We start from the raw sequence: 25,404 nt of genomic DNA, 5'->3' as shown, positions 1-25,404 counted from the left end.
GCGCCCCCGCTTCGTCAAAACCTTGCGCTTCATGCGCTCCTTGAAGCTCAGGCCAGCCGGCGGGCGCCCTCGCGGGGCAGGCGGTGCCTGCTCCCCATGCTTGCTGCGCCCGGTGGCGATGAAGCACTCCACACCCTTGTCCTCTACCTTCTCAATGTCCTCCTTGCACAGGTAGCCCGTATCCGCGCTCAGCTCCTCGGGCACCAATCCCGTGTTGGCCTCCACCTGCTCCACCATGGGCGTCAGCTGGCGTGCATCGCTGGCGCTCTGCCCCACCTGCTGCGCCACTATCAATTGCGTGTCCGCGTCCGCCGCTACCTGTGCGTTGTAGGACTGCTGGAAGGCACCTGCCCGAGGCATGATTCTCGAGTCCGGGTCGGTGAAATTGCGCTGCGCCTTGTCCGAGGGCCTGGCCTTCTCGGGGTCCTCTCCCTTGGCCTCGGCCTTCTCCCTGGCCTCCTTCTCCAAGTCCTCCTTGGCCTTTTGAATCTTCTCCCGGCGCTTCTCCTTCTCCACCGCCAGCTCGAGCTTCTTCTCCGCCTCCAACTGGCGTGCCGCCTCCCGCAGCCGCTCGGCGCGCTTGTTGGGGTCCCTCATCTCCTCGGGCAGCTCATCCCCGCGCTGCCCCTTGCCGTAACGCTTGTCCTCCTCGGCATCCAGCGCCGCGGCCTCCTCCAGCAGCCTGTCAATCTGCTCGTCCAGCTTCTTCATGGCCTCCTCCATGCGTCCGTAGCTCATGGCCTTGTGCTTGCTGGCGTTGGCCTTCCATTTCGAGCCGTCCACCGCCAGGTGCCCCAGCTTCTTGAGCCCCGAGCTACGCGCCAGCCGCAGCGTGTCCACGAAGAGCGCTCGGAAGGCTTCCAGGTGCCTCACCCGGAAGGCGCACACCGTGTCGTGGTCGGGCCTCTCGCCTCCCGTCAGGTAGCGGAAGGCGATGTCCGTCTCGCACCGCCGCTCAATCTCCCGGCTGCTCGTAATGCCTCGCGCGTACGCGTACATGAGCAGCAGCGTCATCATCACCGGGTGGTAGGGCGGCTGGCCGCGCTCCTGGGTGTACGCCTTCAGTATGGGGCTGAAGTCCAGCGTCTTGCGCAGGTCCGCGAAGAAGCACGCCAGGTGCCCCTCTCCCAGCACCTCCCTCGCGTACTGCGGCAGCAACTGCCCCTGCTCCGGCGTCCACTCCCGGAATGGCCTCGGCGAGGCGTAGCGGGCGGAGCTCTTCGACTCCTCCTCCCGCTCCGGCTTCTCGCTGGCGGCTACTTCCAACAGGGCGGCCTGCTCCGGCTTCTTCGTCGAGGTGGTGCTCACCCTCCACCTTCAACCAGAACTCGCCTCCCCTCTGAAGGACCACCTGGGGCGTCACCCCTCTGGTCCACCCTCTACGGTGGGATACTCCGACACGCTCCTAGCAGCCCGAGAAGCTACAGGTGTTGATCACACATCCAGCGGGCAGCTTCGCCGCAGCATCACCCTGGGCCTTGTTACACGCTTTATTGCAGCCCCCCAGGAAGGTCGTGTTCCCATAACCGCTGATGGTCGCTGGACACGAACCTCCTCCGATACTCTGCACGGTGCAGTTGGCCCAGCACTGCTTGCCCTGGGCTTGCACCTGTCCATCGCCGGGCTCGGGCTGCTCCTCCGTGCTGCCCACCGGCGGCGTACCCTCTTCCGTGGTGGGTTCGCTGGGTTGTTGTTCCGCGCTCCGTTCGTCTCCGCCGCATCCGGCGATGGAGAGGCATAAAACCGAAAAGAGCGACAAAAACAGCGAGCTTCTCTTCATGGCGGTTCTCCGATCTCCCTGACAGCGAGCGTTAAATTAAGAACGCCGCTCCTTGGAGCCAGTTTTGGCAAGGAGGGGTCGGGAGTTCCCCGCCCGAGGAGCAAGCCGCCGCTTTCGGGAGAACGAGGTCACCCTCCAGGGCGGGTTGCACATCGCCTGAAGACAGCCATGGCCAGGAGCGAGCCTGGCAACAGCGCGCCGCCTCTCAGCCCGTGGCGGCCAGCGTGTCCACGTACAGCGCCCGCACCTGCTCGGCGAGCGCCACCGCGTCCGGAGCGAAGGACTCGGGGGACAGCGGTGGCAGCACGCGCACGCGCATGGAGGCGCGCGGGCTCATCCAGATGCCATCGCCCTCGAGGAGCTGGGTGGTGCCCTCGATGACCACCGGCACCACGGGCACGTGCTCCTCCAGCGCGAGCTGGAAGGCCCCCCGCTTGAAGCGCAGCAGTCCCTCTTGCGAGTAGGTGCCCTCGGGGAAGATGAGCACCGGCATGCCCCGGCGCAGCCAGTACCGGCATTGATCGAGCATCTTGCCCATGGAGTTGGTGCTGCCGCGCTTCACGGGCACGTAGCCCAGCAGGCTCATCATCCACCCCACGATGGGGATGGAGAACAGGGACGCCTTGGCCACGAACTTGTAGGGGTGGAACAGGCCCATGGCGGCCAGGATGTCCGCGGCGGACTGGTGGTTGGCCACCAGCACACAGGCCCCGGAGGGCAGCAGCTCCCGGCCCTCCACCCGCGTGCGCCACCCCGGGGACGCGTGCAGCCACAGCATGTGACACCAGCGGCACACCAGCGCGTGCAGCCACCGCCGGTCCGGATCCACCGGGTACGCCACGAGGAACAACACCAGCCCGAGCACGAAGAGCACCGGGGCGGTGGTGAGGAAGAGCAGCCAGAACCAGGCGGTCACGACGTACTTCATGAGGCGGTCACCTGCGTCACCACGAGCTCCCGGCTGCTATCGGGAACGCCGGAGAGCCGCCGGATGAGCCGCCGGCGGACCACGTCGATGTGCTCACGGAAGAAGTAGAGGTTCTCGGCGTAGGCCAGCGGCACGGGGATCCGGTTCACCGCGCGCTCGGCCTCCTCGAGCCGCTTCATCATGTCCTCGAGCATCTCTCGCCCGGGGTTCTCCTCCAACTGGAGCTCGATTTCCTTCAGGCGGGCATACCAGCGGAAGATGCGCGAGCGCACCCGCCACAGGTACAGCGCCGGCACGGCCCGTCCGAGCGGCACCACCACGGCGATGATGGGCACCAGCATCACCCAGAGCCGGTCCACCAGGTTCGCGGCCCAGAAGGGGAGGTAACGCTGCAGCAGCGGGATGCCGGCGTCGTAGTAGCGGCGGGCCTCGCTGCTGAGCGGGAAGCCGGTCTCGAGCGGCGCGGGAAACTCGCCGGAGCGGTCCAGCAGCCCGGCGCTGCCGTGGATCTCACTCGCGGTGCGCATGAGCAGATAGGCGAGCGCCGGGTGCAGCGAGTCCTTCGCGACGAGGTTCGCGGTGGGCGCGAGCAGCACCACGTCATGCTCGGGGATGTCCGCGGCGAGGTTGAACACCCCCCGGGGCAGCACCAGCTTCGACAGGTAGGGGTAGCGGCGGACGTAGGCCTCACCGCGAGTGAAGCTGAGGAGCCGCACCCCGGGTTCCGCCGCGAGCTTCTGGATGGCGGGCGCCTCCGCGGGCGAGACGAGGAACACCGCGTCGATCTGGCCCTTCTTGAGCTGCTCGATGGCCGCGTCGCGCTCCAGCGGCAGGAGCTCCGTCGGGGCCTTGTCCGCGCCGTTGACCGACAGCAGCGTGCGGGCGAGCGCGTGCGTTCCGCTCTCGGCGCCCCCGATGGCGATGCGCTTGCCCTTCAACCCGAGCACGTCGTCGATGGGCTCGCCCCGGTAGAAGACCCAGAGGGGCACATACGAGAGGCTGCCGAGCGAGACGATGTGCGCCGCCTTCTCCCCGCTGGCCGTGCCGCTCTGCACGAAGGCGACATCGGCCTGTTCCGTGTCCTCGGAGAGGAGCTCCACGCTGCTGAGGGAGCCCTTCGTCTGCTGGATCTCCACCTTGACGCCGTGCCGGGCGAGGCGCTCCTGATACTTCTTCGCGAAGTAGCGGAAGCCGCCCTCGTCCTGGGGCGTGGCGATCACGAGCTTCATGGGAGGCGCGGGCTTGACGAAGTAGAACGTGACGGCGAACGCGATGCCGATGAGGAGAGCAGCGGGCGCGACCGTGAGCCACAGGTCGCGGCGCGACGTGCGCTGGAGCTGCTCCTTGAGCGTGTCCTTCTTCATGATGGGCGCGCAGTATAGACGCCGCGTGGAGAATGTCCGCTGGGCAGGCAGGGGAGCTCGTTCCGCTGCTCGGCCGGATGGCATATCCTCCCCGCCATGGATTGGTCGTGGATTCGTCCGAGATGGAAGCTGAGCAAGGCGGAGGAGGCGCGTCTGGTGGCGGCCATCCGCCGGGCGGAAGAGGGGCACCGGGGCGAGGTCGTCGTCCGCCTCGAGCGCAGCTGCCGCGGAGGGGAGCCGTTGGCCCGGGCCGCCCAGCTCTTCGAGGAGCTCGGGATGCGCCGCACGGCCGCGGACACCGGGGTGCTCCTCTACGTCGCGGTGGCCGACCGCAAGGCCGCCGTCTACGCGGGCCAGGGCGTCCACGGCGCCGCCCAGCCGGGTTTCTGGCAGGAGGTGGTGGACGGGCTCGCCCAGGGCTTCCGCGAGGGGGCTCCCGTGGCGGGGTTGGAAACGGCCATCGAGCGCATTGGCGGACTGCTTCGCACCGCCGTTCCCGGTGAGGACACCCGGGGCAACGAACTTCCGGACGTGGTGAGCCAGGCATGAGTGACGTGACACGGAACCGTTCCCCCCAGGGGCAGCAGGTCGCCGTCGATGACGTGGACGACCTCATCCACACCGCCACCCGGCTGATGCAGAAGGACTCGGCGCCGGAGACGCTCACCACCGAGGACGTCAAGCGCATCGGGCAGGAGCTGGACATCCCCGCCGAGTACATCGACCAGGCGATGGGGGTGCTGGAGCAGCGCCGCCGGGACCAGGAGCAGGCGAAGCTCGAGGCGGAGCGGGCGCGGCAGGCCCGGCGCGAGCGTCTGCGCAAGGGGGCGTGGGCCGCCGCTGGCGTGGCGGTGGTGCTCGGGATGAGCGGCCTCGTCATGCGCAATGGCCTCAACTCGACGCTGCAGGAGGTGACGCGCCAGCACGCGCAGGTGCGCAACGTGGTGGAGCGGCGGGCGCGGGAGCAGGCGCGCTATGCCACCGCCACCCCCGGCCCGGAGCGGGATGCCCAGATTTCCGGCGCGGAGAACCGGGTGAGCGTGGAGCAGCGGCGCTACGATCTCGTGGCCACCGAGTACAACGCCTCCGCGTCCTCCTTCCCGCGCTCCTGGGTGGTGCGCCTCTCGGGGCTGCCCTCCTCCGTGCCCCTGTCCTCCGAGGTGACCTCGTGGTGAAGGCCTCGGCCCTGGTGCTGCTGTTGCCGGCGCTCCTGCTGGGGAGCACACCGGTCATCGATGAGCCCGTGGAGGATCAAAGCGGGCTGCTGTCGTCCTCGGACGATGAAGAGGTGTCCAGCGCGCTGGTCCGCTTGCGCAACGAGACGGGCGTGCAGATGGCGATGCTCCTCGTGGATTCCACCGGGGGCGAGCCCATCGAGGACTACTCGATGCGGGTCTTCGAGGCGTGGAAGGGAGGCACCGCCGGCCTGGACAATGGGCTCCTCTTCGTGCTCGCGGTGGATGACCGGCGCGTGCGCCTGGATGTGGGCTATGGGCTGGAGGAGTACCTGCCGGACGACACGGTCAGGCGCATCCTCGACGCACAGGGTCCACTGCTCCGCGAGCGTGACTACCGTGGGGCTCTGCTGGGCGTCATCCAGGGCGTGCGCAATCACCTGCCGGATGTCCAGGACGTGCCGGGGCTCTCCGGCTTCGCTCCGGTGAGCGCCGCGCGAGTGAACAACATCATGCTGGCGCTGATCGGGATGGGAATCCTCGCGGGTGTGCTGCTCGGCTGCTGCCTGAGCGTCTGGCGCGAGCAGCTCGGCACCGCGCGGCTGGCAGGCAGCATCGGCGGGCTCGTCCTCGTGCCCATGGGCATCACGGGCCTGATGGTGCACTCGATCTGGATCCCCACGTTCCACTTCCTGCTGGCCTGGGCAACCTTCGCCGTGATGTTCCTGGTGGTCACCCTCGCGGCCCAGCACTTCTCCTTCCGGATTGCCTTCGTTCTGGGGCTGAGCGCCGTGGGGGGCAGCCTGGTGGCGCTCGCGGACCACCACGGCATGAACGTGCTGAGCATGATCCTCGAGTCCGGGAAGACCTTTTCCCTCCTCGCCGTCGTGCTGGTGATCGGCACCTATCCGCCCGTCTTCCGGGTGCTGCTGGAAATCTTGTTCTTGTTCCTCAGCAACTCCGGCTCCACGTTCAGCTCCTCGTCCTCGGGGGACTCCAGCTCGGGCGGTTCCTGGGGTGGGGGAGGGGGCAGTTCCGGCGGGGGTGGGGCCAGCTCCTCCTGGTAGCAACCCCGCCCCGCGGGGCAGGTGCGCACCTTTCCCCAGGTCCGTCCCCTTGATGCCGGCGGCCCTCGTGAAAACCTTCGGCGCCTCGATGGGGCTGGCGAGCGGGGGTCCAGGGTGACGCGAGGCGCGGGTGGCGAGGGTCGCTTCAAGGGCGCGTGTGGAGTGTTCACCTGTCTGCTCCTGCTCGCCTGCGAGCCGGAGGTTCCGGCACACGACAGTCACGAAGATGCGCAGTCGCCCCAGGTGGTAATGCCCGCTCCGGAGGAGCCCCGGCCCGAGCCATCGGAGCCCGCTCCGGAGGAGCCCTCGCCAACGGAACCCTTGCCCGTGCCGCAACCGCCGGTGCCTTCGGGCCGGAGCTGGTACGTGAGCACGAAGGGCTCGGACGGTGGGGCGGGCACGCTCGAGGCCCCATTGCGGACCATCGGCCGGGCGGCGGCGCTCGCGAAGCCGGGAGAGATCATCCGGGTGCTTCCGGGGGTCTATCCGGAGGAACTCGTCCTCGAGTCGCGGGGCTCGGGCGTTGCCCCCATCACCCTGCGCGGAGAGGGCTCGCCGAGGCCCACCCTCGTCCCGAAGGACAGGGTGCGCGGCGCGGTCCTCCGCGTGCAGGGGCGGTGGAACCTGGAGAACCTGCTCATCGACGTCGGGGGAGCGGGCATGTTCGCCGTGCTCTTCGATGCCACCGCGAGCCAGTCCATCCTCTCGGGCAGTGAGCTGAAGGGCGGCACCGCGGGCGCGGGTGTCTGCGTGGAGGGAGCGCGGGACATCACGGTGCGGAACAATCACATCCACCACTTCATCAAGCCGGGAGATGACTCCCATGGTGTGGCGGTGGTGGGCCCGGCGCGGAACATCGTCGTCCGGGACAATGACATCCATCACAACTCGGGCGACTCCATTCAGTGCCAGCCGGGTTCTGGTCCCGCGGACGGTGTGCTCATCGAGGGCAACACGCTGCACGACGAGGGCGAGAACGGGGTGGACATCAAGCAGTGCCTGCGCGTCACCGTGCGGGACAATGTCATTTCCGGCTTCCCCAACACGGCCATCCGTCAGGCGGGCTCGTCGGCCGGGGAGGCCGTGGTCATCCACGCCTCCGCCCGGGACATCATCATCCAGGGCAACTCCATCTCTCGCGCCGGGCGCGGTGTCTCCGTCCTCGATGGCGGCACGCCTCCCGAGAACATCGTGGTGGAGGGCAACCTCTTCCAGGACATCCGCAACATTCCCGCGGGAAACGGGCAGGGCATCCGCATCGAGGGCGCGAGGAACGTACGGGTGGTGGGCAACACAGTCGAGACCACGGCCAGCTACGGGCTGATGCTGGCGGCGGATGGCCGGAGCGTCACCGGGCTCGAGGTCAGGAACAACGTCCTCCGAGGAGGTTCGCAATCGTTGCTGCTTCGACTAGGTGCCGCCGGTTATCGCCCAGGGGTGTTGATGAGGGAAAACCAGTACGCCAGCGGTGGCGTCCTGAAGGGCGATGGCGCGAACTTCCCGGGTGAGCAACTCACCCTCACTTCCCCTGAGAAGCTCGAGGTGTGGAGACAAGTGCTCGGGGTGGATACGGGTTCCTCCGTACTGGAGTGAAGTCCGTGCGTTCCGCTCTTCCGAGCACATAGAGTCCGAGCCCCCCTTCCCCAGTGGAGGCCGTACTCATGCGTTGGTTTGGAACGATTGCCGTTGGGATTGTCGCGTTGCTCGGTTCATCGGCTCAGGCGCAGACGCCCGTCAGCGAGGAGCATGCTTCCTTCTCGGGTTGTGATTTCGCGATCAAGGTCGTGGAGGTGGCCGATCCGGAGTGGCCGTACTACTACCGGCCGCTCTACAAGATCTCCGTCCAGAGCGCGGTGCTCACGCCCGCCACCTGTGGGTTGACGCCCACGACCGTCGAGTTGGCGACCTCGAAGCTCCTGCCGGACATCGCGATCGCCGTCAGTGCCGATGGGCTCGTGGCCGGCTACTCCTTCGGAGAGTACATCCGGGCTTTCGGTCCCTGGACTCGCATCCGCGTCCACAGCCTGAACCCGAGCTCGTTGGTCTCCCTGAAGGTGGTGGGTCTGATGTCGAATCACGTGCCGACGAATGGTGGAGCCGGGATGCCGGCCGGCACCTACCTGGCTGGGCTCTCCCTCAACAACGGCGACCTCCAGGTGACTGGCTCCTTCGGCGGCAATTCGCTCACCGAGGATCCGGCGACCACTGCCTGGCCGTACCCGATCTTGACGGGAAACAACTTCGTCGCCACCTACGTGAGCTTCTTCGGCCAGTGGGCGCAGGCTCCCAGCATCGTCACCTACTGAGTGGGGCCGGGGGGGAGCATCTCCCGTGTGGATGGCCCGGCTACGCGAGCGGAAGCTCCAGCGTGGCCGTGGCGCCCTTGCCGGGCCCTTCGCTGTCCAGGGTGAGCCGGCCGCCCAGTGACTTCGCCGCCAGGCTGCTCGAGTAGAGCCCCAGGCCCTGTCCCTCCTCGCGGGTGGTGAAGCCTTGCGAGAACAACCGCTCGCGGTGCTCTGGGGCGATCCCCTTCCCATTGTCCACCACCTGGATGCGTGCCGTGCCGCCCTCCGCGTCGAGCCGCACCCATAGCTGCCGTTGCGCCACGGGCAACGCACTCATGGCGTTGCGGGCGTTGGTGAGCAGGTTGATGAGGATCTGCAACACCCGGTGCTTGTCCAGCCGCGCCTTGGGCTGCGCGCGAAGCTCCCGGGTGACGGTGATGCCATTGCGCTGGAGCGCCGGCAGTTGGATGCTCAGTGCATCCTCGACCAGTTGCGAGAGGTCGCACTCCTCGGGCAGGAGCGAGCTCCGGGCATAGGCCTGCTGCACCTGGATGATGGCGCGCATGTGCTCGATGTGCTCCCTCAGCTTCCCCGCGCTCTCCTTCAGGGACGTGTGCTCACGCAGCAGCTCATCGGCCAGGCCGGAGAGATAGCTCATCCACTGGGGGCCCCGGGGATCCTTCGTCAGGAAGCCCGCGAGGTCTCCTTGATGCTGCTCCAGCAGGCTCGCGAGTTGCTTGAGCCGGACCATGCGCGAGTTCTCCACCTTGTCGCGGAGAATCTGAGCGTTGAGGACGGCGCTGGTGAGGACGTTGCCCATGTTGTGCAGCACGTTGGCGGCCACCTCGGACGAGCCCGTCTCGCGAGCCACGTCCCCCAGCCGGGTCTGGGCCTGCTTGAGCTCCCACGCCTGCTCCTCCATGCGTTGCGCGAGCGCTTCGTGGGCACCGCGCAGGGAGGCCACGGCGCGTTGGAGCACGGCATGCCGCCGCGCGTTATCGATCGAGATCGCGGCTTGCGCGGCCAGCTGTCCGAGCAGCGACAGGCGTGCCGGGGTGAAGGTGTGTGCGGAGAGGGTGTTCCCCAGGTACAGCACGCCCTGGAGCTCCTCCTGGTGCACCAGGGGCAGGCAGAGCACCGAGCGGAGCGGGCTCCCCTCGAAGGACGTCTCGGATGAGAAGGAGTGGGGCAGCGCCGTGTCCGCGATGAGCACGTGCTCCCGGGTCCGCTCGACGTAGGAGATCAAACTCCCGGGCAGATCCTTCTCCCGGGTCTCCAGGAGCGCCGCGATCGAGAGGCCGCCATCGTTGGCGAGGAGCAGGGCGCCCTGGGAGGCCCCCGCGTGCTCGGCGGCCACGCGCACCAGTGTCGTCGCCAGCCGCTCGAGGTCCAGCTCTCCGGAGATGGCCCGTTGGGCCCTCCCCACGGCGAGCGCATCGAGCTTCTGGGCCGCCTCCACCTCGGAGTGGGGCGCATGAAGGGCCGTGAGGGGAACCAACTGGGGCCACAGCGCCTCCAGGTGCCGGACCTTCCCCAGTGCCCCCCACTTCAAATAGGCCTCGCGCGCGTGCCGGGCATAGGCGTCCGCGAGGGTGGGGACCCGGCGCTCGCGCCAGAACCTCGCCGCCAGCTCGTTGGCGAGGCCGACGTTCTGGATGAAGCCGTGCGCGCGCGCGGAGTGGATGGCCTCCTCATAGGCCCGGAGCGCTTCTTCCATGCCGCCGGTGAGGCGGGAGAGCTCCGCGGACACCATCCGCTCGGCGGCGCGGAAGGTGTCGGGACACTGGCCCGCCCACTCCGCCAGTTGCTGTTGGTGCTGCCACATGGTGTCCAGGTACTGCCGTTGCTCCTGGGGCGCCGCCGCCGGGTAGCAGGCCGCCAGCGCCAGCGCCCGGTAGAGGTGGAAGTTCAAGAGCTGGATGTGGCCGAGCGAGGCCCAGGTGAGCTCCGCGGCCTGATCCCCCGCCTCCAGCGCCTGCGCGTAGGCGCCGCACATGAAGCGCGACTGCATCTTGAGGATCCAGTACCAGCACCGCATGGTGCTCATGTGGTGCACGGTGAGGCTGGCCTCGAAGGCGTCCTCGTCGAAGCCGTCACCACTCATCGTGTCGAACGAGCGCGACAGCCCGCGCAGCTGCTGCACATAGCGCTGGGTGTGGACGAGGACGTCCTGCACGGCCTGGAAGCCGGACTGGCGCGCGAAGTCGAGCCGCGGGAGGGTCTCCTGGTACACCTCCTCCAGCGGGTGTCCCAGGAGGAGGCGGTCCGTGACGATGTGGTTGCTGCAGTAGCAGGCGACCTGGAAGTCCCCGCCCTGCAGCGCCTGGTGGAAGGCGTCGCGGACGACCTCCAGCGAGTAGGAGAGGGGGCGCACCCAATAGCTGTTCAGCTCCAGGGCGTACAGCGCCCGCCCCCGCGCGGCGGAGAAGCCGTGGCGCTCCACCAGCTCGCTCGCGAGCACGCCGAAGGCATGGCCTTCCCGGTACCGCTTGAAGACGGAGCCCTGCGTCAGCCCGTACCAGCCGTACCCGTGGACGGAGGCCTCGGTATTTCCGTACAGGAGGCTCAGGGAGACCATCCGGCACAGGTGGAGGATGAGCAGGTTCTCGTCCGTGAAGATGGCCGGGGTGAACAGCGCGGCGAGCACGTCCATCACCGCCTTCATGCCCGGGTCGGTCATGAGGGGCAGCTCGAGGAGATCCTCGATGGAGCGCTCACCCAGCAGGGCCCACACTTCGTCGTTGGCGATCACCACCTCCCTCCGGGAGGGGTGGGGAGGCAGGGGCATGCCGAGCCGGTCCAGGGCCTCCAGCAGACACGCCTTGGCGCCCTGGATTTCATTGGCGGCGAGGAGCAGCTCGCTGTCCAGGCGATAGACCGCCGCCAGGTCCACGCGGGACTGGGCCCGGGGCCGGAGCGACTCCACCAGCCGGCGCGCCTCGGCGGCGTTGCCGCTCATGAACTCACTGTGGGCCTGGTCCAGCTGGAGCCTGAACGCCAGCTCCGGGTCCGTCTCCCAGGGGTCGCCCGGAATGAGCGTGAGGGCCAGCGCGAAGAAGTCCGCGGCCGAGCGGAACGCGGTCGAGGCCCGGGCCTTCCTGCCCGCCTCGGCGTTCAGCCGGGCGACCCGGTGGCGCTCGCCCGCGTTGGTGATCAGCTCCACTCCCGCGTCGAGCTGTCCCACCACATCGAAGATCTGCTCGCGGAGCTCCTCCGGCGGCAGGCTCGCCAGCAGCAGGCGGCCGATGCGCAGGTGGACGGCCTTGCGCTCCGGCTCGGGGATGAGGTCATAGGCCGCCTGCTGGATGCGATCGTGGAGGAAGCGGCACTGCTCCGGGCCGCTGCGCACCAGCATGCCCTCGCGGATCGCCTCCTCGAGGCCCGATTCCACCTCGCCCGGCTCCGCGCCGGAGAGGATGAGCAGCAACTGGCGCGGGAAGATGTTGCCCACGCACGCGGCCAGTTGCAGCAGGTGCTGGGTCCGGACGGGCAACTGGCGCAGCCGGCTCACCATGAAGTCGGCGACGTTGTCGGAGTAGTCCTGTGCCCGGACCCCCGCGGCATCCCACCGCCACCCGCCATCGGCCGCCCGGGTCAGCAGGCCGTCCCGGTGCAACGTCAACATGAACTGGGTGAGGAAGAAGGGGTTGCCGCCCGTCTTCTCGTGGGCCAGGGCCGACAGCGGCCCCACCATGCCCTCGCCCGCTCCCGGGAGGGCGTCCGCGACGAGCTGATGGATGTGCTCGGGGCTCAGCGGCTCGAGCCGGAGGTCCGTCATCCGCACCCTCGCGTTGCGCAGCTCCGTCAGCCTCAACGCCAGCGCGTGGGAAGGGCCCACCTCGTTGTCGCGATAGGCGCCAATCAGCAGCAGCGGCGGCGTCTCCGGGTGGGTGAGCAGGTGCTGGAGGAGCCGGAGGCTCGCCAGATCGGCCCACTGCAGATCATCCAGGAACACGACGAGCGGGTGCTCGGGGGTGGCGAACACGCCGAGGAACTTCTGGAACAGCCGCTGGAAGCGATACAGCGCGTCTCCCGGGGGCAGCTCCGGAACCGCTGGCTGCCGGCCCACCACGCGCTCCAGTTGGGGCACCACGTCCACGAGGACCTGGCCCTGCTCGCCCCACGCCTCGCGCAGCCGCTCCCGCCACCGGGCGAGCTGCTCCTCCGGGCCCTCCAGGAGCTGTTGTGTCAGGCCGCCCAGGGCCTGCGACAGGGTGGCGTAGGGAATGTCCCCCTGGAACTGCTCGGACTTCCCGCTCAGGAAGAACCCCTGCCGCCGCACCACCGGCTCCCGCAGCGTGTGCACCACCGACGACTTGCCGATTCCGGAGTAGCCGCGGACCAGGATGAGCTCCGACTGGCCTTCCTGGATGACCCGCTCGAAGCTCCGCAGCAACGTGGCGACGTGCGTGTCGCGTCCGTAGAGGCGCTGGGGCAATTGGAAGCGATCGAGGGTATCCATAGGTGATGGGCCGGTGGAACGCGGAAGAGAGCATGCCACTTCCCACGCTCGAGCACCCGGAAGGGCCTCCTCCTTCTCACACTCCGGGTGACATCGGGGATTCCATGGAAGTGAAAGATAGTTTGCATTCCACATTGCGCTGCGGTTGCGGGTTGTCCAGGTCCGCTGTGTGCTTTGGGTGCTGAGACCTACATGGCGCGCAATGGCGCGTACGCGTGTCTTGGAAATGTGGCGGACTGTTCATTCCAGGGACTACTCCCGAGCCGCGACAGTTCGAGCCACGCCCCATGCACACCCCCGCTCCAGCCTTGAAGAGAGACGAAGCCCGGCGCCTGCAGGCACTCGATCGTTCCATCGTCCCCGATATGCCTCCCGAACCCGACTACGAGGACCTGGTGCGGCTCGCCGCTGCGTCGTGCGGCATGCCCATCGCCCTCATCAGCCTGGTGGATCGGGACCGGCAATGGTTCAGGGCCAGCGTGGGGCTGCATGGGCCGGGCGAGACGGAGCGTGTCAACTCCTTCTGCACCCACGCCCTCCAGCGCGAGGGCGTCCTGCTCGTCGAGGACGCCGTCGCCGACGAGCGCTTCTCCACCCACCCGCTCGTCCAGGGCGAGCCGTTCCTCCGCTTCTTCGCGGGGGTGCCGCTCCGGACGGAGGACGGCGTGCCGATCGGGATGCTCTGCGTCCTGGACCGGCGTCCTCGCGGGTGGAGTGAGTCCCAGCGCCGCTGCCTGAACGGGCTTCAGCGTCAGATCGAGCTGGTGCTGAGCATGCGCGCCCGGGCGCGGCGGCTCCAGGAGCGCAACACCGAGCTGGAGCAGGCCCAGGAGCGCATGCGCTCCCTCAACGCGTTCCTCCAGGCGGAGATGCGCGAGCGCCAGCGCATCGAGCGCGAGCTGGTGGATCAGCAGGAGCTGCTCTCCAGCATCCTCGCCCACATTCCCCACTCGGTGTTCTGGAAGGATCGCCACAGCATCTTCCTGGGCTGCAACCAGCAGTTCGCCCGTGACATGGGGGTGTCCTCGCCGCTGGAGGTCATCGGCAGGACGGACTTCGAGCTGCCCGTGTCGAGCCCGAATGCCGGCATCTACCGCCGGATTGATCGCGAGGTGATGGAGTCCGGTGTCCCGCGGCTCACCTATGAGGAGTCCCTCCAGCGCCCCGATGGACAGGTGTCCTGGTTCCTGACGAGCAAGGTGCCGCTGAAGGACTCGGAGGGGGTGGTGCAGGGGCTGGTCGGCATCTACGTGGACATCAGCGAGCGCCGGCGCCAGGAGTCCACGCTGCAGGAGACCAAGGAGCTCATCGAGCGGCATGCCGCCCACCTGGAGGAGCAGGTCCTCGAGGCCCACGAGCGCACCCTCCATCTGATGGAGCACTCCCGCGAGGTGGTCTTCGTGCTGGACGCGGCCGGGAATGTGCTGGAGGTCAACCCGGTGGCGGAGCGGCTGCTGGGCATCTCCCGCGAGCAGTTGCTCGGCACCTCTTTCGAGACGCTCGCGTCCGAGGACGATCGCGGCCCCCTGCGGCGCATGCTGACGGATCTGCGCGTGCGCGGCACGGTGCGGCTGGAGGAGCAGGGGCTGCGCTCGGCGAACGGGGGGCGCGTGGCGCTCGGGATCGCCGCTTCACTCCAGGTGTCGGGCACGGCGCGGCGCCTGCTCATCGTCGGGGATGATCTCACCGAGAAGCGGCGGCTGGAGCAGCAGAACATCCAGAATGACCGGCTGGCCTCGATGGGGGCGCTGGCGGCGGGCATCGCGCATGAGATCAACAACCCCACGTCCTATGTGCTCTCCAACCTCAGTTATCTCCAGGAGTGGAGGGACGAGCTGGAGCGGGAGCTGGAGGCGATTCCCGGGCTGCCGCCGCGCCTGTCGGAGACGCTTTCCGAGGTGAAGGAGATCCTCGCCGAGTGCCTGGTCGGGGGCCAGCGCATCCGGGACATCGTGCGCGACATGCGGTTCTTCTCGCATACGGCGGGCGAGGAGCAGACGCCGGTGGACATCCACTCGTGCCTGGATGTGGTGCTGCGCATGGCCAACAACGAGCTGAAGCACACGGCCCGGCTGGAGCTGCACTACGCGGAGTCCCTGCCGCCCGTGTCCGCCAGCGAGGGCCGGCTCAGCCAGGTCTTCCTCAACCTGATCGTCAACGCGGCCCAGGCCATGCGGTCCGGAGGCACGGAGCGCAATGTCCTCCGGGTGAGCACCGCGGTGGAAGGGGAGTGGGTGCGCATCGACATCTCGGACACCGGCCACGGGATTCCTCCCGAGGTGCTGTCCCGCATCTTCGAGCCCTTCTTCACCACCAAGCCCGCCGGCTCCGGGACGGGGCTCGGCCTGTCCATCAGCCAGTCCATCATCCAGAAGATGGGCGGGGAGATGCGGGTGAAGAGCGAATCCGGCCGTGGTACCACCTTCACGCTTCTGCTACCCGTGCTCGTCTGACTTTCACGGGGAGTCCTGATGGTGTCCTGGAAGGAGCTGGTGTTGCTGGTCCTCTCGTCCGTCTGCTTCGCGGGCGGGGGGATCTTCATGAAACTCTCGGAAGGGGCGTCCCGGCTGCTCCCGACCCTGGCCTTCCTCGCCCTGTTCCTGGTCGGAGCCGTCGTCCTGGCCTTCGCGATGCGTGGGGGCGAGCTGGGGGTCATGTACATCGCGGTGCTGGGCCTGGAAGCGGCCCTGACGCTCGTCTTCAGCATCGCGTTCTTCCACGAGAGCTTCTCGTCCATGCGCGTGCTGGCGGTCGCGCTCATCCTCGCCGGGGTGGCGCTGCTGCGGTGGTAGCTCCGGGCTCACGCCGCCGTCAGCCGGGACTGCGCGAACCGTGCCGCGTCCGTCCCCGGGTAGCGGCCCACCACGTGCCGGTAGAGCTTCTGCGCGCTCGCCGCGTCTCCGAGCCGCTCCCCATACAGGCGCGCCAGGATGACACACGCCTTGGGCGCGAGCGGATCCTCCGGAGAGAGCTGGGCCACCTGCTTCAGGGCTCGGATGGCCAACGGGTAGTCGCCCGCCGCCGCCGCCTTCTGTCCCACCGCCACATGGCTGGCGGCGGGCAGCGACGCCAGGTTCTCGGGGAGCCGCCGGTACAGCTCGAGGGCCCGGTCCAGCGCGTTCGTCTCCACCGCCTTCACCACCTGGACCTCGAGCGGCTCCGGCTCCGGCACGGCCGCGGGGCGGGGCGCCGGTTCCGGCTCCAGCTCGATGAAGCGCGGGCGGGGCGCCGGTTGCTGGGCCTCGGGCTGCGCCTGGGCGGGCACCCGCGCGGCGCGCTTCTTCCCCCGAGGCTTCACGCCGGGCAGCGCCGGCTCGTAGAACTCCGACTCGATTCCGTAGCCCACCCGGTCCCCATGCACGTACAGCAGCAGCCCGAGCATGCGGGCCATCACGAACGGGACATAGAGGGAGATGGCCTCCGCCAGCACCGAGGCCACGAGGGGGATGCTCAGCGAGTAGACCTGCGCGGCCACGAGCATCAACACCCCGTGCACCACGGCGAGTGGCACCATCCAGGCCGCGACCGTCAGGTAGCCCGAGCCCAGGCGCTTGCTGATGCCGATGACCTTGAAGGGGTTGAGCAGGGACAGCGTGCTCTCCCCGGTGGCCGCGATGATCAGGGCCATGGGGGCGTAGAGAGCACTGGCGAGCACCACCACCACCCAGAACAGGGCGTCCGGAAGGTCCAGGTCCTCGACGAGCAAGGAGAAGAGGATGGCGGGGACCCAGATCAGCGCGGTGGCCACCGTGCCGCGGATGGCGGGGCGCACCAGATCATGATGGAAGTCGTGGAAGTCGGGCGCGGTGAAGTGCTCGGCACCCATCGCGGTGCTGCGGACGATCCAGAAGAGCGAGCCCCAGAAGCTGCCCAGCCAGATCGCGAGCGGGATGAGCCCAACCAGGAAAGGCAGGATGCCGGCGACCCCTCGGGACAACGCCACCACCGCACCGACGGCGAGCAGGGCCATCAGCCCCGACTTCTTCAGCGGGTACAGCCACGCTTCCAGGAGCCGCCGGGTGACGGGAGTGTGCGAGCGGTGCACCTTCCACTCTTCCACCGCTCCGCCACACCGGGCACAGGAGAGCAGGTCGGTGGAGGCCACTGATTCGACCACGGCGCAGTCGGGGCACAGCTTCGCGTCACAGGCCGGGCAGAACCACCCGGCGGCGGCTCGGGGGTGGTACTGGCAGTAGGAGTTCTCGGAGGGCGCGGGCATGGTGGGAATCGGAGAAGGGACGTGCACTCTACCCGATGTGGCCGCCCGGCCACGCTTCCTCCTCCCACCAGGCCCGGGACGCGGCCAGCCCACCTCATTCCAGAGGGGCGCGCGCCCTACAGGGGCTGGCACGTCGCGTGCTATTCCTCCTCACGAGGAGAGGATTCCATGTACCGCCCGTTTCGCTTCCTGACCGCTCTGCTGTGTTCCGTCCTGGTTGCCCCTTCCGCCCACGCGGCGGGCCTCAAGGTGTCGCTCACCGAGCGCTCCCAATGGCCCTGGCCCATGACGAGTCCCCAGGCCTTCGACGTGGCCTCCCGCGCGGAGCTCGCCGTGTTCACCGAGGCCATGGCGGACACCGATGCCCGCGGCGACGCCACGGGCGACGCGGCGTCCCTGTCGAAGTGGAAGGAGCGGATGCGGCAGGTGGTGGTGACCAACTTCGCCAAGGCCCGGGAGACGTGTGCCGCCGGGGCGCTCTTCTGCGAGGGCGCGGTGCCCAAGGACTGGGAGGCCATGGTCGCCACCTCGCGGGCGGGGCTCGCGAAGCTGCCGGCGGAGCTGGCGCCCTGGTACGCCGAGCAGAAGCCCTTCCACCAGGGCTATGTCGCCGAGCTGGTCCGCCTGGCGGGGCTCTTCCCCAAGGTGACGAGTGAGATCCTCCCCCTGTCGCCCTCCGAGCAGTTCGGCCTGGAGATGCCGGACCGGAGCTTCCTGCTCACCTTCGATGACGGCCCCACGCCCAAGGGCGGCGGCACGGACGCGCTCGCCGAGCAGCTGCGTGCCCAGGGCATCCACGCCGCCTTCTTCCTGCTCGGCAACAACTACGAGGCCCGCCGCAAGGCCACTTCGGTGGAGCAACTCCGGGCGCTCTACGCGGGCATGTGCGTCGGCTCGCACGGCCAGGAGCACCGCTCCCACGCCTCGTGGGCCGGCGCGGTGGCGGGCATGGAGTCCTTCCATTCCAAGCTCGCGGAGACCCTGCCGGAGGGCCAGACGAAGCTGACGCTGTTCCGCCCGCCCTACGGCCAGCGCAATCCGGGCATCCTCCAGGCGCTGGATCGCGGCGGAATGAAGAACATGCTGTGGAACATCGACTCGCAGGACTGGCACGCGAGCAACTCGGGCACCAAGGCCGCCGGGCGCGTGCTGTCGCTCATGCTGCTGTGGCGGCACGGCATCATCCTCTTCCATGACATCCACCCGAAGGCCGCCAGCGCCCTCCCTCGCATCTGGAACGAGACGCGCGGCTCGGGCGTGAGCTGGGTGGACTGCCGCTCGGAGTAGAAGCACCGGTGCTGGAAACGACGAAGGGGGGCGTTGCCGCCCCCCTCGTGGAAGTCCCGTGCTTGCGGTGGTGCATGCACCTTCAAAGTTGATTCGAATCGACAGCCCTTGGGCTTCGCGGCCCCAGGCGCCATGTCGATGCTTCGCACATGTACGCCGAGTGCAGCATCCTTCGGATCACGGCCACTTCGCCCTCTTCAACACCACGGTGTCGCGGTTCTCTTCCACCGTCCTTTTCCCACCCGTGGGAGTCCGGGGCTCGCGCGCTTCCGCCCGTGGAGCGGCCAGGGAAGCACCTCGTCTCCCAGGGGCTCAGTCGTACCGCAGCGCCACCATGGGGTCCACGCGGGAGGCCCGGCGTGCCGGCAGCCACATGGCCACCAGCGCCACGCCGACGAGCCCCACCGGCGCCAGCAGGAACACGGAGACATCCAATGCCTCCACACCGTACAGCAGACTGGAGATCAGCCGCGTGAGGCCGGCGGCGCCCGCCACGCCCAGCGCCAGGCCCAGGCCCACCGGAGACAGCCCCTGGCGGAGGATGAGCCGCACCACCTCGCCGCGCGTCGCGCCCAGCGCCAGGCGCACGCCGAGCTCCCGGGTGCGCTGGTTCACCAGGTAGGACAGCACGCCGTAGATGCCCACGGCGGCCAGCACGAGCGCGAGGCCCGCCATCAGTCCCAGCAGCGTCATGTTGAAGCGCTGCGAGCCGAGCGAGCGCGAGAGGATCTCCTCCATCGGCTGGACGTGCGTCACCGGCTGCAGCGAGTCCACCGCCTGGATCTCCCGCGGCGCGGTGTCACCCAGTTGGGCGAGCTCCTTGCCAATGGTGATGCGCTGCCCGAGTGGATCCTGCCCGGGCCAGTAGCGGCGCGCGGCGGTCTCGTTGATGACCACCACCGGCGCGCTCCCATGGCGATCCGCGCCGGTCAGCAGCCGCCCGCGCACCAGCCCGATCTTCAGCGCCTGGAAGTAGCCGGCCGTCACCGGCCGGTAGTCCGCGTCCCCCTCGGCGTCCTTGCCACCGGGCCCCGGGTCGCGGCCCTCGATGGTGAAGCCCATGTCGGAGCCGTCCTCGAAGGGAAGGGTGGTGGCGAAACCCACGGTCTGGACGCCGGGCAGGGCGCGGAGCCGCTCCTCCACCTTCCAGATGAAGGACTCCTTCGAGCAGCGTGGACATGGGGGCCCCTCCCGGCTGGCTGCCCTACGTTCTTTCGCCGGGACGATTGCCGGGAATTATGATGGCGGGCATGTCCGCTCCCGAGATCTCCCCCGCGCTCTCCGTTCCACTCGACAGGCTCGCCGAGGGCTTCGCGGCCTGCTTCGCCGGGTATGTGGTGCCCATCTCCGGGGATGTGCGGGCCTTCGAGCAGCGGGTGCGCACCGAGCACGTGCACCTCACCGACAGTCTGGTGGTGGTGCGCGAGGGCCGGGTGGAGGCGCTGGCGCTCGTGGCCCGCCGGGGAGACACGAGCCGGGTGGCCGCCATGGCCATCGTGCCCGGGTCGAGGCGCACCGGGGTGGGCCGTGCGCTGGTGCACAGGCTGCTCGACGAGGCGCGGGGCCGGGGAGATCGCTCGATGCTGCTGGAGGTCATCGAGAGCAACGCCCCCGCGGTGGCTCTCTACGAGCGCGAGGGCTTCCAGGTCCGCCGCCGGCTCGTGGGGTGGGAAGGGACGCTTCCGGAGCACGCCGCGCCCCTGGAGGAGATTCCCCTGTCCACCGCGCTGGCGGCGGTTCTACGGGATGGCGAGCCCGGGCTTCCCTGGCAGCTCGCGCCGGAGACCCTGGCAGGGCTCACGGCTCCCGCGCGGGCCTTCCGTTTGGGGGCCGCCGTGGCCGTGATTCTCGAGGCCGGGCCCCAGGACGTGATGATTCGCTCCCTGGTGGTGGCCGGAGACCAGCGCAGGCGAGGCGAGGGGAGCCGCCTCCTGCGGGCGCTCGCGGCCCGGCTGCCGGGCCGCCGCTGGAGAACTCAAGTCATCCTTCCCGAGCAGCTGGGCGCCGCCTTCTTCTCCGCCAATGGTCTGCGGCGGCAGGCGCTCACCCAGCTGGAAATGGCCCATGGGCTTCAGGCGGGTGAGGCCTCCATCCGCTGAAGCGGGGCACGGAGCGCCGCCTTTTCCCAGGTGAGGAGCGCACGCTGGTAGTTCTCGGAGATCCGCTGTGCCGCCTCGGCCGCGGTGCTCCGTCCCTCCTGCAGGGCCCGGAGGGGGTTCCACCAGATCGTCTGGCCGAGCGAGAAGCCGATGAAGCCCGGAGTGGAGCCGGCCACATGCAGCCAGCGCTCCAGCCGTTTCCAGCCCGTGCGGTGGTCGAGCACGATGCACGACACGTGCTCCCGTCCTCCCGCGCGGGCCTGCCGGGCCACGTTCTCGCCGTCCTCCGGCCGTTCCAGGCCCTCGAGCTTCCACACGTCCGGCTCCACACCACCGTTCTGCAACTCCTCCATCGCCCGCACCAGGAGCGAGGGCCGCAGCTCGGCGTCATAGCGCTCCAGGTCTCCTCCGAGGGCCTCGAGCTGGGCCTCCGTGGGTGGCACCCGCAGCTCGAAGAGGAAGCGGCGTCCGCGCTGCTGCAACCAGTCCGTCAGGTGGGCGAGCCGCTCCCGCTGCCGGGCATTCCGCTCGGGGTCTCCCTCGGGGTTGTAGCGCACCATCACCTTGGTGAAGGCCGGGTCGAAGGTCTCCACGTGCGCGCCGAAGTCCTGTCCGTATTCGAAGTCGAACTCGTCCTGCCCGTTCTTCTCCACGGACAGGGCCAGGAGGGGCCCGTCCTCGAGCACGTGGGTCGCCACGTGGGTCGCGTAGTGCTCGTCCACCAGGATGCCACTGCCGTCGCGCCGTCCTCCCTGGCGGAGGGCCAGCAGGAAGCCGGTGTAGATGAGCAACTTCATCCGGCGGATGGCCTCCGCTTCGTCGTCCGTGGGGGGACCAGACAGGCCGAGGAGCGAGTGCTCGAAAGAACTCCGGTGATCGAAGGCGAGCAGATACAAACGGGAGAGGGACGGTGGAGAGAGCGTCGACATGAGCGAGGGCCTGCTTTGGGCGGAGAGAACTCCTGCCACCAAAAGTGAGGCCGGGCCCCGCAGGCGGGCAGCCCAGGACTGCAACGGCCCAAGGGACAGGGTGGCCTGCATGCTCCACGAGCAGGCCACCGCGGCTCACGCGGTCATGAACCGGTAGAGCGCTTCCGCGGCGCACGCCGGCTTGGACTCGCCCTCCACCTCGATGGTGGCGAGCATCAGGGCCTCGACGCCCTTGGGAATGTCCTTGAGCTCCTTGAGCTCGAGGCTCAGCCGGTAGCGGGCGCCAGTCTTGAGGGGAGCGGGGAAGCGGACCTTGTTGAGGCCGTAGTTGAGCACCAGGGCGAAACCCCGGATGTCGACGATCTCGAAGAACAGCCCGGCGATGCGCGAGACGCTGAAGTAGCCATGGGCGATGGGCACGCCGAAGGGTGACTCCCGCGCGCACCGCTCACGATCCAGGTGGATCCACTGGAAATCCCCGGTGGCCTCCGCGAAGCGTACGATGTCCTCGTACGCCAGCTGCTTCCATTCGGAGGCCCCGAGCTTCTGTCCGGCCAGGGCACGCAGTCCGTCCAGGCCGTCGATGATCGTCGTATTGGGCATGGGCTGCCCATACCACGGGACTACTGCAGGTAGGGCGTGTTCTCGGCGAAGTACTCGTGGTTGTCCGCGTTGTTGAGCGCGTTGGTGGGGTTGGAGATCGCCAGGCTCTTGGCGCCGCTCTGCCCGTAGACGTGGTCATCCGTGCCGGCCACCGCCGTGAAGTGGCTCATCTCGTGGATGAGGGTGCCGCCCTTGGAGTCGGTGCCCGTCATCGGCGCGGACCAGAAGGCGCTGCACACGTAGATCTTGTACGGCTGGTTCGGGTAGACGTAGGCGTAGTAGCTCTTCTTGCAGCTGCAATCGACGGTGATCGGCTTGGTGTCGAAGGCGTCCTTGATGGCGGCGAAGTGGGTCTTCGCGGTGGTCCAGCCGCTGCTGGAGAAGGCGCCGAACCAGGTGGTGTAGCGCGGCGTGCCCGAGGGCGAGCCGTTGAGGTAGGACGACGAGTCATTGGCCATGGCGCTGGCCGCGTTGATCGCATCCAGGAGGGTGGTCTGCTGCGTGGTGGAGCAGCGGCCGCTGAACGTGATGCTGCCAATCGTCGTGGGGGGGTCGGTGGGCTTGGCGGCGGCGGCGGAGCGGCCCTCGATCCACACGGTCATGTCGTTGGACTTGAGCAGGCCGGCCTTGGCGCTGTTGCCGTGGAGCTTCTCCGTGGCCACCTCGAAGCGCACGGAGTAGCTGCCGGTGCGCGACAGGTCATACACCTCGCCGAGGTCCAGCGTGCGGCTCAGGCTCTCGCCGGGGGCCAGGGTGAGGAAGTCCTTCTCGGAGGCGGCCTGGCGCTTGTAGTGCGGGCCGGTGAACTCCACGTCCTCGCCGTTGAGCTTCACCTGGAGGAGCGACTCCTCGAGGCCCTCGGCGGGCGTGTACCACTTGAGCAGCTTCACCGGGTGGCGCGAGTCGTTGGTGAGGGTGAGCGTCACCGAGGCCGTCTCGCCGGCGCCGAAGGCGGCCTTGTTCGCGGACAGCCGCACCGAAACGTCCCGGGCGGCGAGCTCCTGCGCGCCCTGGGCGAGTCCCTCTCCATTCACCGTGGTCTCGTCCCCCGGCACGCCGCAGGCGCCGAGAAGAGACGCACCCACGACAGCCATCCACTTGAAATTGCCACGAAGGTTCTTGCTCATAGGACTCGCTTCCTTTGCTGGGGGATGAGGCGAGCCGTGTGATGAGCAAGGCCCGGGCCAGGGATTCGTCCTTTGTGAGAATGCGAGGTTGCAGTGTTCCCGGCGCCGTGATGGAGCATCGGGGCTCCAGCGTCCAGCCTTCCGGAACGTAAAGAGTCATTACGAGCGCGTGACGATTTCCCAGCAACCCCGAGCCGTTGGGAGCGGGCTGGTGGGTGTCCCAGAATCGGACACGATGCGAGATCGATGGGGTCATCTGGTACAGCCGGGGCCTCTCGGGAGCGCGGCCCGACCGGCGGCCGTCTTCCTGGAGCCGTTCAGCGGGGTGGGGCTCCCTGGTGACGTGCCGCGCTCCACACTGGGCGCATGTTCGTCTTCCTCCTCGGCCTCGTGAGTGCCCCTGTCGCTGCCCTGTTGCTCGTGGCGGCCATCTCCGTGGGGGCGACCGTGTCGGGCCAGGCCTATGCCGTGGGGGGCGCGGTCCTCTCGGCCGGGCTGCTCACGAAACGCTGGCGGAGGTGGCGTGGCCTGACCCGGGCGGGGCTCGGCCTGCTGGTGCTCGTCGCGGGTGCGCGGCTCGCCCTCGCGGATGGGCGCGGCCTGCACACGGTGCGTCTGCCGGACGAGGGCTGGCGGCTCGTGAACCGGCTCGTCGATGAGCGGGATGGAACGCTGCTCGCGGCCCATGCGCTCCTGCTGTCGGGCCGGCTGCCCCGTGAGGACGCGCGTGAATTCGTCCCGGCCCTCGAGTCGGCCTTCTCACGGATGCGGGAGGCCGAGGGATTGAGCGCCACGCCCGCGGTCGCGACGTGGCTCGGGCTCCAGTCCCCCGAGTCCTTCGATACCGTCACCATCCCCGCCGGGCGCGACGCCGCTCCCGAGACCGCCGTGGTGTTCCTGCACGGCTATGCCGGCAACTTCGCCGTGTACTGCTGGCAGATGGCGCGAGCGGTCCAGGCCATCTCCGCGCTCACCGTGTGTCCCTCGGTGGGCCCGATGGGCGACTGGTGGTCGCGCCGGGGAGAGGAGACCCTGGAGCGCACCTTCGCCTGGCTCGCGCGGCGTGGCGTCAAGCGGGTGTACCTCGGAGGGCTGTCCAACGGGGGAGTGGGCGCGAGCGTGCTCGTGGGCCGGGCCGCGCATCCCGGGTTGGAGCTTCGGGGGCTCCTGTTGATCTCCGGGGCTTCGACGAAGGTGCCGCCACCGCGCGTGCCCGTGCTGCTCGTCGAGGGGAAGCACGACTCCATGATGCCCGCGAGGCTGATGCGTGAAGCCGCTCGACGGGCGGGGAGCCTCGCCACCTACGTGGAGCTCGACAGCGGCCACTTCGCCTTCCTGGACCGGCACGAGGCGTGTGAGAAGGCCATCGCCGCGTGGCTTCTGGAGAGGGAGCGGGACGCGAACCGGTGACGCTCCGTGCTTGAGGCATCCCCCACGGGTGCTCGAAGATGGCGTCCCCCTCATCCCGAGCTCTCACATGCCCCGCGCCGCGCTGATCCTCCTGCTCTCGTTGTGTGTCCTCTTTCCCGGGAGGGCCCTGGCGGAGGACGACGTCATCACCAAGGTGCAGGACTGGTTCTCGAAGCTGGGCAAGCCGAAGCCGCCTCCCGAGGAGGATCTGGGCGCCCGGAACACCTTCACCATCAATCCGCTGGCGCTGCAGCACTCGCAGCTGGGAGTCGAGTACGAGCGGGCTTTCGGCAAGCCGCTGTCGATCTACGTGGCGCCGGAGTTCGCTTATGGCCGCACGCCGGAGGCGTGGACGTTGTCGCTGGCGGGCACGCTGGGCATCCGGCTCTTCGTGCTCGGCAATGCTCCGAGCGGCATCTACTTCGGGCCCGAGTTCAGCGCGGTCTATCAGCTCCGCTCGGAGAACGGCGTGCGGCGCAGGGGCGTGGGGGTGGGCCTGGGCGGGACGGTGGGCTGGACGCTGGTGCTGTTCAACCGCTTCACGCTCGCGGCGGGCTTCTCGGCCCAGTACCGCTCGATACCGGACCTCGAGGCGCAAGGGGAGGGGGCGCTGCGGGTGCAGATCATCCCCACGCCCCGCCTGGCCTTCGGCGTGGCCTTCTGACGCCC

21 protein-coding genes are annotated in these 25,404 nt (G+C 68.8%); 11 read left to right on the top strand and 10 right to left on the bottom strand.

Annotation, left to right across the window (positions count from 1 at the left end):
- From BO221_RS24090 to BO221_RS24080, 4 genes are all read right to left on the bottom strand, one after another.
- Positions 1 to 1,308, bottom strand: a 1,308-nt coding sequence (locus tag BO221_RS24090; protein WP_073562806.1) for an IS1182 family transposase, incomplete at its 3' end; no start/stop codon positions are given.
- A 97-nt stretch (positions 1,309 to 1,405) separates the two neighbouring features.
- Positions 1,406 to 1,780 carry a hypothetical protein gene (locus BO221_RS53945; RefSeq protein ID WP_143195641.1) on the bottom strand — a complete coding sequence of 125 codons (375 nt, stop codon included), beginning with the start codon at positions 1,778 to 1,780 and terminating at the stop codon, positions 1,406 to 1,408.
- A 205-nt stretch (positions 1,781 to 1,985) separates the two neighbouring features.
- The gene (locus BO221_RS24085) at positions 1,986 to 2,708 is read right to left on the bottom strand and encodes a 1-acyl-sn-glycerol-3-phosphate acyltransferase (RefSeq protein ID WP_073562805.1); all 723 of its coding nucleotides are present in this window, start codon (positions 2,706 to 2,708) and stop codon (positions 1,986 to 1,988) included.
- Positions 2,705 to 4,072, bottom strand: coding sequence for a TAXI family TRAP transporter solute-binding subunit (locus BO221_RS24080; protein ID WP_073562804.1), 1,368 nt, complete (start codon positions 4,070 to 4,072; stop codon positions 2,705 to 2,707). The genes BO221_RS24085 and BO221_RS24080 overlap by 4 nt, the downstream gene beginning before the upstream one ends.
- Positions 4,073 to 4,168: 96 nt before the next feature.
- On the opposite strand from BO221_RS24080, the gene BO221_RS24075 reads away from it, so the two are divergent.
- From BO221_RS24075 to BO221_RS24055, 5 genes are all read left to right on the top strand, one after another.
- Positions 4,169 to 4,621: a TPM domain-containing protein gene (locus tag BO221_RS24075; protein ID WP_073562803.1), complete on the top strand. Its 453-nt coding sequence runs from the start codon at positions 4,169 to 4,171 to the stop codon at positions 4,619 to 4,621.
- Positions 4,618 to 5,247 carry a hypothetical protein gene (locus tag BO221_RS53940; RefSeq protein WP_073562802.1) on the top strand — a complete coding sequence of 210 codons (630 nt, stop codon included), beginning with the start codon at positions 4,618 to 4,620 and terminating at the stop codon, positions 5,245 to 5,247. Before BO221_RS24075 ends, BO221_RS53940 begins: the two co-directional genes overlap by 4 nt.
- A complete protein-coding gene (locus BO221_RS24065; RefSeq protein WP_073562801.1) occupies positions 5,241 to 6,314 on the top strand; it encodes a YgcG family protein in 1,074 nt (357 codons plus the stop codon). Before BO221_RS53940 ends, BO221_RS24065 begins: the two co-directional genes overlap by 7 nt.
- A 366-nt stretch (positions 6,315 to 6,680) precedes the next feature.
- Positions 6,681 to 7,907 (top strand): nitrous oxide reductase family maturation protein NosD, encoded by a 1,227-nt coding sequence (locus tag BO221_RS24060; protein WP_233166233.1) that lies wholly within the window; start codon positions 6,681 to 6,683, stop codon positions 7,905 to 7,907.
- Between the two features lie 68 nt (positions 7,908 to 7,975).
- Positions 7,976 to 8,620 carry a hypothetical protein gene (locus BO221_RS24055; RefSeq protein WP_143195640.1) on the top strand — a complete coding sequence of 215 codons (645 nt, stop codon included), beginning with the start codon at positions 7,976 to 7,978 and terminating at the stop codon, positions 8,618 to 8,620.
- Positions 8,621 to 8,660: 40 nt separating this feature from the next.
- Here BO221_RS24055 and BO221_RS24050 read toward each other — a convergent pair whose 3' ends face one another.
- Positions 8,661 to 13,061 carry an AAA family ATPase gene (locus tag BO221_RS24050; protein ID WP_073562798.1) on the bottom strand — a complete coding sequence of 1,467 codons (4,401 nt, stop codon included), beginning with the start codon at positions 13,059 to 13,061 and terminating at the stop codon, positions 8,661 to 8,663.
- Positions 13,062 to 13,369: 308 nt separating this feature from the next.
- On the opposite strand from BO221_RS24050, the gene BO221_RS24045 reads away from it, so the two are divergent.
- Both BO221_RS24045 and BO221_RS24040 read left to right on the top strand, forming a co-directional pair.
- Positions 13,370 to 15,514, top strand: a complete 2,145-nt coding sequence (locus BO221_RS24045; protein WP_143195639.1) for a PAS domain S-box protein — start codon at positions 13,370 to 13,372, stop codon at positions 15,512 to 15,514.
- Between the two features lie 18 nt (positions 15,515 to 15,532).
- Entirely contained in the window at positions 15,533 to 15,853 is a 321-nt protein-coding gene (locus tag BO221_RS24040) for a multidrug efflux SMR transporter (protein ID WP_233166232.1), read from the top strand.
- Positions 15,854 to 15,861: 8 nt separating this feature from the next.
- On the opposite strand, the gene BO221_RS24035 is transcribed toward BO221_RS24040, so the two are convergent.
- Complete coding sequence (locus tag BO221_RS24035) at positions 15,862 to 17,280, bottom strand: B-box zinc finger protein (RefSeq protein ID WP_073562860.1); 1,419 nt, start codon at positions 17,278 to 17,280, stop codon at positions 15,862 to 15,864.
- Between the two features lie 168 nt (positions 17,281 to 17,448).
- Between BO221_RS24035 and BO221_RS24030 the strand changes: the two genes are divergently transcribed.
- Positions 17,449 to 18,567 carry a polysaccharide deacetylase family protein gene (locus tag BO221_RS24030; RefSeq protein ID WP_073562796.1) on the top strand — a complete coding sequence of 373 codons (1,119 nt, stop codon included), beginning with the start codon at positions 17,449 to 17,451 and terminating at the stop codon, positions 18,565 to 18,567.
- A 312-nt stretch (positions 18,568 to 18,879) separates the two neighbouring features.
- On the opposite strand, the gene BO221_RS24025 is transcribed toward BO221_RS24030, so the two are convergent.
- The gene (locus BO221_RS24025; RefSeq protein ID WP_073562795.1) at positions 18,880 to 19,710 is read right to left on the bottom strand and encodes an FtsX-like permease family protein; all 831 of its coding nucleotides are present in this window, start codon (positions 19,708 to 19,710) and stop codon (positions 18,880 to 18,882) included.
- A gap of 107 nt (positions 19,711 to 19,817) precedes the next feature.
- Between BO221_RS24025 and BO221_RS24020 the strand changes: the two genes are divergently transcribed.
- The gene (locus tag BO221_RS24020; RefSeq protein WP_073562859.1) at positions 19,818 to 20,666 is read left to right on the top strand and encodes an N-acetyltransferase; all 849 of its coding nucleotides are present in this window, start codon (positions 19,818 to 19,820) and stop codon (positions 20,664 to 20,666) included.
- Here BO221_RS24020 and BO221_RS24015 read toward each other — a convergent pair.
- The 3 genes from BO221_RS24015 to BO221_RS24005 all read right to left on the bottom strand — a co-directional run bounded on the left by BO221_RS24015 (position 20,639) and on the right by BO221_RS24005 (position 23,325).
- The gene (locus BO221_RS24015; protein WP_073562794.1) at positions 20,639 to 21,595 is read right to left on the bottom strand and encodes a 2-deoxy-5-keto-D-gluconate 6-phosphate aldolase domain-containing protein; all 957 of its coding nucleotides are present in this window, start codon (positions 21,593 to 21,595) and stop codon (positions 20,639 to 20,641) included. The genes BO221_RS24020 and BO221_RS24015 overlap by 28 nt on opposite strands.
- 135 nt (positions 21,596 to 21,730) lie before the next feature.
- A complete protein-coding gene (locus BO221_RS24010) occupies positions 21,731 to 22,198 on the bottom strand; it encodes a MaoC family dehydratase (protein WP_073562793.1) in 468 nt (155 codons plus the stop codon).
- 20 nt (positions 22,199 to 22,218) lie between these two features.
- Positions 22,219 to 23,325, bottom strand: a complete 1,107-nt coding sequence (locus BO221_RS24005; protein WP_073562792.1) for a M35 family metallo-endopeptidase — start codon at positions 23,323 to 23,325, stop codon at positions 22,219 to 22,221.
- A gap of 366 nt (positions 23,326 to 23,691) precedes the next feature.
- Between BO221_RS24005 and BO221_RS24000 the strand changes: the two genes are divergently transcribed.
- Positions 23,692 to 24,735 carry an alpha/beta hydrolase gene (locus BO221_RS24000; protein WP_073562791.1) on the top strand — a complete coding sequence of 348 codons (1,044 nt, stop codon included), beginning with the start codon at positions 23,692 to 23,694 and terminating at the stop codon, positions 24,733 to 24,735.
- Positions 24,736 to 24,802: 67 nt separating this feature from the next.
- Positions 24,803 to 25,399: a hypothetical protein gene (locus tag BO221_RS23995; RefSeq protein WP_143195637.1), complete on the top strand. Its 597-nt coding sequence runs from the start codon at positions 24,803 to 24,805 to the stop codon at positions 25,397 to 25,399.
- Positions 25,400 to 25,404 lie beyond the last annotated feature (5 nt).

Source organism: Archangium sp. Cb G35, assembly GCF_001896145.1.
GTDB lineage: Bacteria > Myxococcota > Myxococcia > Myxococcales > Myxococcaceae > Archangium > Archangium violaceum.
Note: the sequence above shows the minus strand (reverse complement) of the source record. Positions and strands in the feature narration are given on the sequence as shown.